Consider the following 12,650-nt stretch of genomic DNA (forward strand, 5'->3'; position numbering starts at 1 on the left):
AGCGGGCCGGCCCGGCGGGCGCGTGGCGCCAAGCTGACGCGAACACACCCATCCGGGGGAAGCCGTTTCGTCGGTGCCGAGCCTTACGATGACCCGCATGGGTGATGTGCTGGCCGGAATCCACTCCACATGGGAGTTCGACACCGACTCCGTACTCATCCGCTTCGAACGGGGGATTCGCACGCCGAAGCTGTTCCAGGTGCTGGGCGAGCGCCGCATCCCGTACGAGGCGCTGAGTTCGGTCGAGTTGGCCCCCGGGGCCCGCAAGGGCACCGTGGTGCTGCACGCCGTGCCGCGCGCCGGCGCCGATCCGCTGGTCGAGGCGGCGGCCGGCCAGCTGCGGCAGGCCGCCGACCCGTACCGGCTGGTGCTGCCGGCCGAGCGGGAGTCGCTCGCCGCCTACCACGCGGGCGAGTTGCGGGCCGCGCTGGGCCCGGCGGCCGGCCAGGACGCGGACCGGTACCTGGTCGCGGCCCCGGTGGCCCCGCTCCAGTTCAAGGCGTACGACGGCAAGGTCTCGTTCGACAGCAAGGTGGTCAGCTTCCGCTGGTTCTGGACGGGCGCCTCGTCCGCCAAGTGGAAGGCGGGCGACCAGACCTTCCCGGTCAGCGAGTTGGCGCACGTCGAGTGGCGCTCGCCGGAGATAGCCGGCGGCCATCTGCGGCTGCTGCGGCGCGGCGCGGACGGCCAGCCTGAGCCGGAGCAGGACCCGGTGGACCAGGACCCGGCGGCGGTGGTCTTCGGCCCCGGCTACGGCCTGGTGCACGAGTCGCTGCCGCTGGCCGCCGCGGTGCTGGAGGCGATCCACGCCGCCGAGCCGGAGGGCGCCGGGCCGCGCGACGGGGTCGCCGGCAAGCGGCGCGCCGACCCGGCGGACATCGCGGACCGCATCCGACACCTGGGCGACCTGCGGGACTCCGGGCTGGTCACGGACGAGGAGTTCACCGCCAAGAAGCGCGAGCTGCTCGCCGAGCTGTGAGCCGCGTCACGGCTCAGCGCGCCGCAGGCTCGGCGGCCCCCACCATGTCCGCGTAGAAGCCGATCTTGAAGTCCAGCACCGAGAGCGTGCCCTGCAGCTCGCCGATCCGCCGCAGCACGTCCTCCCGGGTGGCCACCAGCAGCGCCCGCCGTTCGGCGAAGGTGTGGTCGCCCTCCCGCATCAGGTCGGCGTAGCGCACCATGTCGGCGACGGCCATCCCGGTCAGCCGCAGCTTCCCCACGAAGGCCAGCCACTCCAGGTCCGTGTTCCGATACCGGCGCTGGCCGGTGTGCGAGCGGTCCACGTGCGGCATCAGACCGATCCGCTCGTACCAGCGCAGGGTGTGCACGGAGAGCCCGGTGTGCCGGGCCACCTCGCTGATCGTGTAGCGGTCCTGCCCCGCCGGCCGGGGGAACGGCCGGTCCACCGAGGCGCAGAGATCCTCCTCCGGCGGCGCCTGGACATCGTCGGCGGCGCGCGGGGGCGACGAGGGCTGTGCTTCGGGTCGCTCCGTCTTCGTCAGGGTCATGGAGTCAACGCTAGGGCGTTGGAGCGCACTCGAAGCAAGGCCTCCCGGGCCGTTCCGGCCTTGTCGGACGGGGCCGCCGGGCGGCGCTGTCAGCGTCGCGTACTACGCTCGGTGGCATGCGAAGCCTTGCGTTGGTCGACAGTTGGCCGGTGGAGACGGTGGCCACGGGCGTGGTCCTGGCGGACGGCACGCCGGCCGGCTGGCGCGGCCCGGTGGAGCGGCCGTTCCCGCTGGCCTCGGTGACCAAGCCGCTGGCCGCCTACGCGGCGCTGATCGCGGTCGAGGAGGGCGCGATCGAGCTGGCCGAGCCGGCCGGCCCCGAGGGATCGACGGTTCGCCACCTGCTCGCGCACGCCTCCGGCCTCGCCTTCGACGAGCCGCGGGTGATGGCCCCGCCCGGCGAGCGCCGGCTCTACTCCAACGCCGGCTTCGACGCCCTGGGCGACCACATCGCCAAGGCCACCGGCATGCCGTTCGCCGAGTACCTGCGGCAGGCGGTGTGCGAGCCGCTCGGCATGACCGGGACGGAGCTGCCCGGCTCCCCGGCGAAGGACGGCGTCTCCACCGTCGCCGACCTCATACGCTTCGGCGCCGAGCTGCTGCGCCCCCGGCTGCTGGCGCCCGAGACGCTCGCCGAGGCGACCGCCGTGGTCTTCCCCGGGCTGAACGGCGTGCTGCCCGGCTTCGGGCACATGCGGCCCAACGACTGGGGGCTGGGCTTCTCGCTGCGCGGCCACAAGTCGCCGCACTGGACGGGCGCGCGGTCCTCGCCGCGCACCTTCGGGCACTTCGGCCAGTCCGGCACCTTCCTCTGGGTGGACCCGGACGCCGGCGCCGCCTGCGCCACCCTCACCGACCGCGTCTTCGGCCCGTGGGCCGCCGCGGCCTGGCCGCCCTTCACCGACGCCGTCCTCGCGGAGCTGGCCGAGCCGGGCCCGGCCGCCTGACTCAGTCGGCCAGGGTCCAGAGCAGCGCCTCGACGGGGGCGTCGGCGGTCGCGGTCAGCGTGGTCGGCGGCCCGTCGGCGCCGGTGAGCCGGACGCTGTCGCCCGCGCCGACGGGCCGGCCGGCCAGCCGCCCGGCCCCGGCGACGAGTTGCAGGTGCCGCAGCGGCGCCGCCGGCAGCGGCCGGCTCTCCCCCGCCGCCAGCCGCAGCAGCCGCAGGCCGGCCGCGGTGCGCGGCAGCCGGTACTCGGTCCCGGCCGGCAGGCCGCGCACCACCTCGTAGGTGGGCGGGCCGCCCGGCTCGTCCGGCACCAGCCACATCTGCGCGAACCGCAGCGGCCCCGGGCCCGCGTTCCGCTCGCTGTGCCGCACCCCGCTGCCGGCGGTGAGGCGTTGCAGGTCGCCGGGGCGCACCACGGTCCTGGTGCCGGTGTCGTCCTCGTGGGTCAGCTCGCCCTCGATGACCCAGCTGACGATCTCCAGATCCCGGTGCGGGTGGGAGGGGAACCCGGCGCCGGGGGCGAGACGTTCCTCGTTGCAGGCGGTCAGTTGACCGAAGCGCAGGTTGTCCGGGTCGTAGAAGGCGCCGAAGGAGAAGGCGTGCCGGGTGTCGATCCCGGCGTCCGGGTCGCCGCCCCGGTAGCGGTCGGCGGCGGGCACGATCCGGATCTCGGTGGGCGGCATGGGCTCACGTTAGCGCTCCCCGCCCGGTGGGTCGGACCCCCCGGGCATGGGCCGGGAGGAAATGAGGCAGGCTGGTCCCCGTGTCCGATGCCGATGAGAAGCAGGCGCATACCGCCACCGTCCGCCGTCTTGAGCAGTCCTCGGGCAAGCTCGCCGCCGCCGCCATCGCGCGGATGGACCAACAGCTGCCCTGGTACCGGGCGATGCCGCCGGAGAACCGCTCGTGGATCGGGCTGGTCGCCCAGGCGGGCATCGCCGCTTTCACCGAGTGGTTCCGGCACCCGGACGCGCCCCAGGCGATCAGCACCGACGTCTTCGGCACCGCGCCCCGCGAGCTGACCAGGGCGGTCACCCTGCGGCAGACCGTGGAGATGGTGCGCACCACGATCGAGGTGATGGAGTCGGCGGTGGACGAGCTGGCGCCGCCCGGCGGCGAGACCGCGCTGCGCAACGCGCTGCTGGTCTACGCCCGGGAGATCGCCTTCGCCACCGCCCAGGTCTACGCCCAGGCCGCCGAGGCCAGGGGGGCCTGGGACGCCCGCCTGGAGTCCCTGGTGGTCAACGCGGTGATCTCCGGGGAGGCCGACGAGAGTGACGTCTCCCGCGCCTCGGCGCTGGGCTGGCGGGCCCCCGAGCACGTGGTGGTGGTGCTGGGCAGCGCGCCGAACGGCGACAGCGAGCTGACCGTGGAGGCGATCCGCCGGGCCGCCAGGTACGCCAAGCTCCAGGTGCTGACCGGGGTGTTGGGCAAGCGGCTGGTGGTGATCGCCGGCGGCAGCGACGAGCCGGTGCAGGCGGCGCGGGCGCTGATCGGGCCGTTCGCGGCCGGCCCGGTGGTGGCCGGCCCGGTCGTCGGCGACCTGCTCTCGGCGACCCGCTCGGCCCGGGCCGCGGCGGCCGGCCTGCGGGCCTGCGCGGCCTGGCCGGACGCGCCCCGCCCGGTGCTGGCGGACGACCTGCTGCCGGAGCGGGCGATGGCCGGCGATCCGGCGGCCCGCACCCTGCTGGTGGAGGAGATCTACAGACCGTTGGAGCAGGCGGGCTCCGCGCTGCTGGAGACACTGAGTGTCTATCTGGAGCAGGCGAGCAGTCTGGAGGGTGCGGCCAGAATGCTTTTTGTCCATCCCAACACCGTCCGCTACCGTCTGCGACGTGTGACTGATGTCACCGGGTGGCCCCCTTCCGATGTGCGCTCGGCCTTTACCCTGCGCATCGCGTTGATGCTCGGTCGACTCGCGGATGGAGATGCATCCTCCTGATACTTAGAGGTTCTCTACAAATCCGACGACCGTTCTTCGTTCTCGCCACCATCGGTGGCGGACCCCTCACCCGGGAGAGAGTGAGAAGGTGCTCGTACTCGTAGCCCCAGGCCAGGGCTCCCAGGCCCCTGGCTTCCTGCAGCCGTGGCTCGAACTTCCTGGTGTGGCCGCCCGCCTCGGCGAGTGGTCCGACGTCGTGGGTCTCGACCTGGTCAGATTCGGGACCGAGGCGGACGCCGACGAGATCCGGGACACCGCCGTCGCGCAGCCCCTGCTGGTGGCGGGCGCGCTGCTGTCCGCCGACGCGCTCTTCGGCGCCGAGGCGGCGCCGACCCCGGCCGAGGCGCTCGGCGCCATCGCCGGCCACAGCGTGGGCGAGCTCCCGGCCGCCGCGATCAGCGGGGTGCTCACCCCGGCCGAGGCGATGGCTCTGGTGGCCCGCCGGGCGACCGCGATGGCCAAGGCCGCCACGGTGGCGGAGACGGGCATGTCCGCCGTGCTGGGCGGGGAGCCGGACGAGGTGGCCGCCAAGCTGGCGGAGCTGGACCTCGTCGCCGCGAACAACAACGGCGGCGGCCAGGTGGTGGCCGCCGGCGCGCTGGACCGGCTGGCCGCGCTGGCCGCCGACAAGCCGGCGGGCGCCCGGGTGCTGCCGCTGAAGGTGGCCGGCGCCTTCCACACCGCGTACATGGCCGCCGCGGTGGCCGAGATGGCCGAGGCCGCCCGGCAGGTGACGCCGGGCGACCCGCGGGTGCCCTTCGTCTCCAACGCGGACGGCGCCGTGGTCCGGGAGGGCGCCGAGGTGCTCCGCCGGCTGGTGGCCCAGGTCTCCAACCCGGTCCGCTGGGACCTGTGTGTGGACACCTTCCGCGAGCTGGGCGTGACCGCGCTGATCGAGCTGCTGCCCGGCGGCACCCTGTCCAGCCTGGCCCGCCGGAACCTGCCGGGCGTGGCCCGGGTCGCCATCAAGGGCCCCGAGCAGCTGGACCAGGCGCGCGCGCTGATCGCGGAGCACGCCAGCCAGTCCCCGAAGACCCCCGAATAGGAGCCGGACATGCCCCCCGCCACACTCAAGGCCAGCCGAGGCGCGCCCTATGCGCGGCTGGTCGGCGTCGGTGGCTACCGGCCGACCCGGGTGGTGCCCAACGAGGAGATCCTGCGCCATATCGAGTCGTCCGACGAGTGGATCAGGTCACGTTCCGGGATCGCCACCCGGCACTGGGCCGGGCCCGACGAGACGGTCGCCGAGATGGCGCTGGCCGCGGCCGGCAAGGCCGTCGCGGACGCCGGGATCACCGCCCGCCAGGTGGACGCGGTGGTGATCTCCACGGTCACGCACTTCTCGCAGACGCCATCGGTGGCGACCGAGATCGCGCACCGGCTGGGCACCGAGCGGGCCGCGGCCTTCGACATCTCGGCGGCCTGCGCCGGCTTCGGCTACGGCCTGACCATCGGCAAGGCCCTGATCGTCGACGGCAGCGCGGAACACGTGCTGGTGGTCGGCGTGGAGCGGCTGTCGGACCTGACGGACCTCACCGACCGGTCCACCGCCTTCCTGTTCGGCGACGGCGCCGGCGCCGTGGTGCTCGGCCCCGCCCAGGAGCCGGCGCTCGGCCCCACGGTCTGGGGCTCGGAGGGCGACAAGGCCGGGGTCATCCGGCAGACGGTGCCGTGGGACGAGTACCGGCCGGGGGACAAGTTCCCCGCGCTGCAGCAGGAGGGCCAGTCGGTCTTCCGCTGGGCCGTCTTCGAGATGGCCAAGGTGGCCCAACAGGCGCTGGACGCCGCCGGGATCACCGCCCAGGATCTGGACGTCTTCATCCCGCACCAGGCCAACATGCGGATCATCGACTCGATGGTGAAGACGCTCAAGCTGCCGGAGCATGTCGCGGTCGCCCGGGACATCGAGACCACTGGCAACACCTCGGCCGCCTCCATTCCGCTCGCTATGGAGCGGATGTTGGCGTCCGGTCAGGCGAGAAGCGGCGACACCGCGCTCGTCATCGGCTTCGGGGCGGGGCTCGTGTACGCGGCCACGGTCGTTACGCTCCCCTAAGCGAGGACCCGACAACCCCGGGCCCGGCCACAGCCCGGGCCCACCCGACGGTCCACGGACCACAACCACGCGGTACCGCACCGCAGCACACGAAGGAGCGCAGTCATGGCTGCCAGCCGGGAAGAGATCATCGCCGGTCTCGCCGAGATCGTGAACGAGATCGCCGGTATCCCCAACGACGAGGTCACCGAGGAGAAGTCCTTCACGGACGACCTGGACGTCGATTCGCTGTCCATGGTCGAGGTGGTCGTCGCCGCCGAGGAGCGCTTCGGCGTGAAGATCCCGGACGACGACGTCAAGGGCCTGAAGACGGTGGGCGACGCGGTGGGCTACATCGCCGACCACCAGAGCTGACGGGCGTCACGCCCGCGGCACACGCGCTGTTCGCCACCCCGGTCCCGGGTGGCGGCGGCACCATCCCCGATCTAGCGGAGTAAGAGAACTGTGAACGCGACCAATCGAGCGGTGGTTGTCACCGGTGTCGGCGCAACCACACCGCTGGGTGGCGACAGCGCGACCACCTGGGAGGCCATGCTCGCCGGCGAGTCCGGCGCCCGGCCGTTGACCCAGGAGTGGGCCGCCGACCTGCCGGTCACCTTCGCCGCGACGGCCGCGGTCGAGCCGACCGAGCTGCTGCCCCGGCCGCAGGCCCGCAAGCTGGACCGATCCGCCCAGTTCGGGCTGATCGCGGCCAGAGAGGCGTGGGCCGACGCGGGGTTCCAGGGCAGGGCGGGCGAGGACGCGCCGGTCGATCCGGACCGCTTGGGTGTGGTGCTGGCCTCCGGCATCGGCGGGGTGACCACGCTGATGGCGCAGTACGACGTGCTCAAGGAACGGGGGCCGCGGAAGGTCTCGCCGCACACCGTCCCCATGCTGATGCCGAACAGCCCGTCCGCGAACGTGAGTCTGGACGTGGGCGCGCGCGCCGGCGCGCACACGCCGGTGAGCGCCTGCGCCTCGGGCGCCGAGGCGGTGGGCTACGGCGTGGAGATGATCCGCACCGGGCGCGCCGACGTGGTGCTGGCCGGCGGCACGGAGGCCTGTGTGCACCCGCTGCCGATCGCGGCCTTCGCCAACATGATGGCGATGTCCAAGAACAACGAGGACCCGAAGACCGCCTCCCGCCCGTTCGACACGGCCCGCAACGGCTTCGTGCTGGGTGAGGGCGCCGGTCTCGTGGTGCTGGAGTCCGCGGACCACGCGGCCCGCCGGGGCGCGCGGGTCTACTGCGAGCTGCTCGGTCAGGGCCTGTCGGCGGACGCGCACCACATCGCCCAGCCGGAGCCGACCGGCCACGGCATCGCCCAGGCGCTGCGGCACCTGCTGGCGAACACGGACCTCAAGCCGGAGCAGCTGGCCCACGTCAACGCGCACGCCACCTCGACGCCGCAGGGCGACCTCGCCGAGCTGCGGGCGCTGCGCCAGGTGCTGGGCGAGAGCCTGGACGGGGTGGCCATCTCGGCGACCAAGTCGATGACCGGCCACCTGCTGGGCGGCGCCGGCGGGGTGGCCACCGTGGCCGCCGCCCTGGCGCTCTACCACCGGGTGGCGCCGCCGACGATCAACGTGGACAACCTCGACCCGGAGGTGGACGCGGACATCGTCGTCGGCAAGCCCAGGGAGCTGCCCAGCGGCACCATCGCCGCGCTCAGCGACTCGTTCGGCTTCGGCGGGCACAACGTGGTGCTCGCCCTGCGCTCGGTCTAGCGGGCCGTCCCGACGCGCGAGAGGGGGCGTTCCCCGGTCCGGCCGGACCGGGGAACGCCCCCCTTCGTGCGGTGTGGTGCGGGCCCGGTCAGGGGCAGCGGACGACCTGGCCGGCCCAGGAGAGGCCGCCGCCGAAGGCGAAGAGCAGCACCGGCGCCCCGGCCGGGATCTCCCGCCGCTCCACCAGCTTGGCCAGCGCCAGCGGCACGGAGGCGGCCGAGGTGTTGCCCGAGTCGACCACGTCGGTGGCGACCACGGCGTTCGGCGCGTCCAGCCGGCGGGCCAACGACTCGATGATCCGCAGGTTGGCCTGGTGGGTGACGATGCCGCCCAGCTCGGCTGGGCTGACCCCGGCCCGCTCGCAGGCCTGGCGGGCGATCGGGGCCAGCTCGGTGGTGGCCCAGCGGAAGACCGTCTGCCCCTCCTGGGCGAACTGCGGCTGCCACTCCCCCTCGACCCGGACCGCGTCCCGGCGGCTGGGGTCGGAGCCCCAGACGACCGGGCCGATGCCGTCCTCGGGGCCGCCGGCGCCGAGCACGGCGGCGCCGGCGCCGTCGCCGAGCAGCACGCAGCTGGCGCGGTCGGTCCAGTCGGTGATGTCGGACATCTTCTCCGCGCCGATCACCAGCGCGTGCCGGGCGGCGCCGGCCCGGACGGCGTGGTCGGCGGTGGCCAGCGCGGTGGTGAAGCCGGCGCAGCCGTTGTTGAGGTCGAAGGTGACCGCGTCGGGGATGCCCAGCTCGCCCGCGACCCGGGCGGCGATGGACGGCACCCGGTCCCGCGCGCTGCAGGTGGCGACCACCACCAGGCCGATCTCCTCGGGCGCTAGGCCGGCCCCGGCGAGCGCCTTGCCGGCGGCCGTGGTGGCCAGGTCGGCGACGGACTCCTCGCGGGCGATCCGCCGGGTGGCGATCCCGGTGCGCTGCCTGATCCAGGCGTCGTTGGTCTCCACCATGGTCGCCAGGTCGTCGTTGGTCAGCACCTGCTCGGGCTGGTAGTGCCCCAGGGCGTGGATGCGCGTCATGGTCCGCATGATAGCGACCGACCGGTCGGTCGTTAAACCGTGGTGGTCCTATAGTTGACCCCATGAGTCCCCGCAACTCCCTGGCCGAGGCCCGACGGACCCGGGAGCGGATCGTCCAACGCAGCGTGGACGTCGCCTCCGTCGAGGGGCTCAGCGGGTTGACGCTGGGCCGCCTCGCGGGGGATCTGGGCATGAGCAAGTCCGGCCTGCTGGGGCACTTCGGCTCCAAGGAGGCGCTCCAGCTGGCCGCGCTCCGCCAGGGCGCGGTGATCTTCGACCGGGAGGTGTGGCGCCCGGCGGCCGGGGCCGCGCCGGGGCTGCCGCGGCTGCGCGCGGTCTGCGCGGCCTGGATCTCCTACCTGGAGCGCGGGGTCTTCCCCGGCGGCTGCCTCTTCGTCAGCTCGACCTTCGAGTTCGACGGCCGCGGCGGGCCCGTACTGGCGCTGCTGCGGCGGCAGTTCCGGGCCTGGGCCGGGCGGCTGACCGGTGAGCTGCGGAGCGCGGTGGCGCGCGGCGAGCTGCCGCCGGAGACCGACCCCGAGCAGCTGGTCTTCGAGCTGTACGGGGTGATGATGAGCCTCAACCACACGCTCCAGCTGTCCGCCGACCCGGCCGCCGTGACGCGCGCCGAGCGGGCCGTCGACCGGCTGCTGCCTCAGCCGGCGGGCGGCCCGTCGGAGAAGCTGGCGTAGTAGGAGGCGGCCATGTCCTGGCCGCCGTGGCCCTGCGCCGAGGCGCGGGCCAGCCGGTCCAGGCCGGCCGCCGCCACGTCCAGCCGGACGCCGGCCCGCTCGCCGGCGTCCACGATCAGCCGGGCGTCCTTGAGCGCGGTGTCCACCGCGAAGCTCGGCGCCAGGTCGCCGGCCTCGATGGCCGCCGCCTTGGTGCGCAGGTAACCCACGTCCAACGGGCCGCCGGCGATGGCCTCCAGGAACGCGGCCGAGTCGACGCCCAGGCCGTGGGCGAGCGCCAGTGCCTCGGCGGTGCCGTGGGTGATGGCCAGCACCCAGCTGTTGCAGACCAGTTTGAGCCGGGTGGCGGCGCCCGGGGTGGCGCCCAGCCAGATGACCCGGCTGCCGATCGCGGCCAGCACCGGGGCGAGCCGGCCCCTGGTCTCCTCCGGGCCCGCGACCAGCACGGTGAGCATGCCGGCCTCGGCCGGCTGCCGGGTGCCGAGCACCGGCGCGTCGACCAGGGTGAGGCCGTGCTCGGTGGCGAGCGCGACCAGCCGGTCCAGGCCGGCCAGCCCCGCGGTGGTGCACTGGAGCCAGACGGCGTCGGGGGCGAACGCGCCGGCCGCCTCGGCGACCACGTCGGCGGTGGCCTGGCCGTCGTGCAGGACGGTGAGGACGACCCCGGCGCCGGTCACCGCGTCGGCCGGGCTGTCGACCACCCGGATGCCGTCGGCCGCCAGCGGCGCCGCCTTCGCCCTGGTGCGGTTCCAGATCCGCACGTCGAGGCCGGCCTGCGCGAGGTTGCGGGCCATCGCGGCGCCCATGATGCCGGCGCCGAGCACCGCGATGGAGGTCGGTTCCGTGGTCGGTTCCGTGGTCGGTTCCGTGGTCGGTTCCGTGGTCGGTTCCGTGGTCGGTTCCGGGTGGTCGGTGCCGGCGGGGTCGTGGGGCGGGGGAGCTGCGCTGTCGGTCATGGCACCGCACGCTAGGCGCTGGCGGCCGGAACGTCGCGGGGCCGCGCCGCCCCTGGCGGCGCGGCCCTAACTGGCGTCCGCCGGCCGGGTGTTGTCGCCGGTCAGACGACCTGGTGCAGCCAGCGGACCGGGGCGCCCTCGCCGGCGTGCCGGAACGGCTCCAGCTCGTCGTCCCAGGGCTTGCCGAGCAGTCGGGCGATCTCGACCTGGAGGTCGCTCTCGCCGGCGGCGGCCCGGGTGGCGGCGGCCCGCAGCCGGTTCTCCGGGATCATGATGTCGCCGTGTGGGCCGGTGACGGCGTGGTAGAGGCCGAGGTCGGGGGTGCAGCTGTAGCGCTCGCCCTCGGTGCCGGCGCCCGGGTCGGCGGTGACCTCGTAGCGCAGCAGCTGCCAGCCGCGGAGCGCGGAGGCGAGTTGGGAGGCGGCGGCCGGCTCGCCCTGCCAGGACAGCTCGGCGCGCCAGGTGCCGGGAGAGGCGGGCTGCCGGGTCCAGTCCAGACTGACCCGGGAGTTGAGCACGGCGGCCGCGGCCCACTCGATATGGGGACACAGCGCGCGGGGCGCGGAGTGCACATACAGAACACCACGTGTCGTCATCGGGACCTCCACTTCCCAACCTGCGCCCGCGTCGCGCCTCCGGGCGCCCCACCATGCCTCCGACCGCGCACGAACAGTAAACACCATTGCCGCTCTTTCTCGGCAAAGCGGACAGCGTGTGACGTGCGGTCACCTCTTAGTCTTGGTAGGGGGTAACGCAGCCGTGCTGCCCGCCCCTGCCAGAACCAAGCTACCGCTCCGCGGGGTGCCCGCCAGGACAACGCGAGTCCCGGCACCGGGGGCACGCCCGAACAGCGGGAGACCAAGGGAGTTCCCCATGGCCGTGCGTCCGCGCACCACGTTCGCCTCGCTCGCGCTGGCCGCGCTGCTGCTGGGCTGCACATCGGCCGGTCAGGAGCCCGGAGCGGGCGCCGCGGACGGGGCGCCCGACGGGGACGCGGCGGCCGCCGACGAGCCGACCGAGGAGCCGGCGCCGGTGTGGAACACCGAGCCGGCTTCGATAGCGGCGATGGGTGACTCCATCACCCGCGCGTTTGACGCCTGCGCCCTGCTGTCCGACTGCCCGGAGGCGTCCTGGGCCACCGGCACCGACCGGGAGGTGGACAGCCTGGCCCGCCAGCTGCTCGGCGACGAGGTCGAGTTGGCCGACCGGGCCTGGAACGTGGCGGTCTCGGGCGCGGTGATGGCGGACCTGCCGGCCCAGGCGGCCGAGGCGGTGGCGCTGGAGCCCGAGCTGGTGACGGTGCTGATCGGCGCCAACGACGCGTGTGCCAGGGACGTCACGGAGATGACCTCGGTGGACGCCTTCCGGGCCGACTTCGCCGAGGCGCTGGCGCTGATCCGGACGGAGCTGCCGGAGACCGGCGTCTTCGTCTCCAGCGTGCCGGACCTGGAGCGGCTCTGGTCCCAGGGGCAGGGCTCGGTGCTGGCCCGGGCGATCTGGCAGCTGGCCAGCGTCTGCCCGTCGATGCTGGCGGACCCGGGCGAGCGGGGCGCCACGGCGACCGAGCGGCGGGCCGAGGTCAGCGAGCGGGTGCTGGCCTACAACGAGGTGCTGGCCGAGGTGTGCGCGGCGGACGCGCTCTGCCGCTACGACGAGGGCGCGGTGCACGGCTACGCGTTCACCACCGAGCATCTCAGCGACTGGGACTGGTTCCATCCCAACCGGGAGGGGCAGTCGACGCTCGCGGCCCTGGCCTACGAGCAGGTCACCCGGGTATCGGTGGACTGAAGCGCCGCCCCGCCCGAAGATTCCCGTACCC

At 74.2% G+C, this 12,650-nt stretch carries 14 protein-coding genes; 9 read left to right on the plus strand and 5 right to left on the minus strand.

What is annotated here, in order from left to right; genetic code table 11:
- The first annotated feature begins 97 nt into the window (after window positions 1-97).
- Window positions 98-979, plus strand: a complete 882-nt coding sequence (locus RM844_RS10810; RefSeq protein WP_311666822.1) for a DUF4429 domain-containing protein — start codon at window positions 98-100, stop codon at window positions 977-979.
- 13 nt (window positions 980-992) lie between these two features.
- Here the strand turns inward: RM844_RS10810 and RM844_RS10815 are convergent, their stop codons facing one another.
- Window positions 993-1,508, minus strand: coding sequence for a MerR family transcriptional regulator (locus RM844_RS10815; protein ID WP_311666823.1), 516 nt, complete (start codon window positions 1,506-1,508; stop codon window positions 993-995).
- Between the two features lie 116 nt (window positions 1,509-1,624).
- Here RM844_RS10815 and RM844_RS10820 point away from each other — a divergent pair, with 116 nt between their 5' ends.
- The gene (locus RM844_RS10820; RefSeq protein WP_311666824.1) at window positions 1,625-2,455 is read left to right on the plus strand and encodes a serine hydrolase domain-containing protein; all 831 of its coding nucleotides are present in this window, start codon (window positions 1,625-1,627) and stop codon (window positions 2,453-2,455) included.
- A gap of 1 nt (window position 2,456) precedes the next feature.
- Here RM844_RS10820 and RM844_RS10825 read toward each other — a convergent pair whose 3' ends face one another.
- Complete coding sequence (locus tag RM844_RS10825) at window positions 2,457-3,137, minus strand: pirin family protein (protein ID WP_311666826.1); 681 nt, start codon at window positions 3,135-3,137, stop codon at window positions 2,457-2,459.
- 80 nt (window positions 3,138-3,217) lie between these two features.
- Between RM844_RS10825 and RM844_RS10830 the strand changes: the two genes are divergently transcribed.
- The 5 genes from RM844_RS10830 (at window position 3,218) to RM844_RS10850 (ending at window position 8,159) form a co-directional block, all read left to right on the plus strand.
- Window positions 3,218-4,396: a PucR family transcriptional regulator gene (locus RM844_RS10830; protein ID WP_311666827.1), complete on the plus strand. Its 1,179-nt coding sequence runs from the start codon at window positions 3,218-3,220 to the stop codon at window positions 4,394-4,396.
- An 88-nt stretch (window positions 4,397-4,484) separates the two neighbouring features.
- The gene (locus RM844_RS10835; RefSeq protein ID WP_311666828.1) at window positions 4,485-5,441 is read left to right on the plus strand and encodes an ACP S-malonyltransferase; all 957 of its coding nucleotides are present in this window, start codon (window positions 4,485-4,487) and stop codon (window positions 5,439-5,441) included.
- A 9-nt stretch (window positions 5,442-5,450) separates the two neighbouring features.
- The gene (locus tag RM844_RS10840) at window positions 5,451-6,452 is read left to right on the plus strand and encodes a ketoacyl-ACP synthase III (protein ID WP_311666829.1); all 1,002 of its coding nucleotides are present in this window, start codon (window positions 5,451-5,453) and stop codon (window positions 6,450-6,452) included.
- A 105-nt stretch (window positions 6,453-6,557) separates the two neighbouring features.
- Complete coding sequence (locus tag RM844_RS10845) at window positions 6,558-6,806, plus strand: acyl carrier protein (RefSeq protein WP_122182353.1); 249 nt, start codon at window positions 6,558-6,560, stop codon at window positions 6,804-6,806.
- A gap of 90 nt (window positions 6,807-6,896) precedes the next feature.
- A complete protein-coding gene (locus RM844_RS10850; protein ID WP_311666830.1) occupies window positions 6,897-8,159 on the plus strand; it encodes a beta-ketoacyl-[acyl-carrier-protein] synthase family protein in 1,263 nt (420 codons plus the stop codon).
- Window positions 8,160-8,247: 88 nt separating this feature from the next.
- Here the strand turns inward: RM844_RS10850 and RM844_RS10855 are convergent, their stop codons facing one another.
- Window positions 8,248-9,183, minus strand: a complete 936-nt coding sequence (locus RM844_RS10855) for a beta-ketoacyl-ACP synthase III (protein WP_311666831.1) — start codon at window positions 9,181-9,183, stop codon at window positions 8,248-8,250.
- Between the two features lie 62 nt (window positions 9,184-9,245).
- On the opposite strand from RM844_RS10855, the gene RM844_RS10860 reads away from it, so the two are divergent.
- On the plus strand, window positions 9,246-9,875 hold the full coding sequence (locus RM844_RS10860; protein WP_311666832.1) for a TetR/AcrR family transcriptional regulator: 630 nt from the start codon (window positions 9,246-9,248) through the stop codon (window positions 9,873-9,875).
- Here RM844_RS10860 and RM844_RS10865 read toward each other — a convergent pair.
- Complete coding sequence (locus RM844_RS10865) at window positions 9,839-10,831, minus strand: NAD(P)-dependent oxidoreductase (RefSeq protein ID WP_311666833.1); 993 nt, start codon at window positions 10,829-10,831, stop codon at window positions 9,839-9,841. The genes RM844_RS10860 and RM844_RS10865 overlap by 37 nt on opposite strands.
- 101 nt (window positions 10,832-10,932) lie before the next feature.
- On the minus strand, window positions 10,933-11,427 hold the full coding sequence (locus tag RM844_RS10870) for a DUF3145 domain-containing protein (protein ID WP_311666834.1): 495 nt from the start codon (window positions 11,425-11,427) through the stop codon (window positions 10,933-10,935).
- A 277-nt stretch (window positions 11,428-11,704) separates the two neighbouring features.
- On the opposite strand from RM844_RS10870, the gene RM844_RS10875 reads away from it, so the two are divergent.
- Window positions 11,705-12,619: an SGNH/GDSL hydrolase family protein gene (locus RM844_RS10875; protein WP_311666835.1), complete on the plus strand. Its 915-nt coding sequence runs from the start codon at window positions 11,705-11,707 to the stop codon at window positions 12,617-12,619.
- The last annotated feature ends 31 nt before the right edge of the window (window positions 12,620-12,650 follow it).

The sequence above is a fragment of the Streptomyces chisholmiae genome (assembly GCF_031845445.1).
Lineage (GTDB): Bacteria > Actinomycetota > Actinomycetes > Streptomycetales > Streptomycetaceae > Streptomyces > Streptomyces chisholmiae.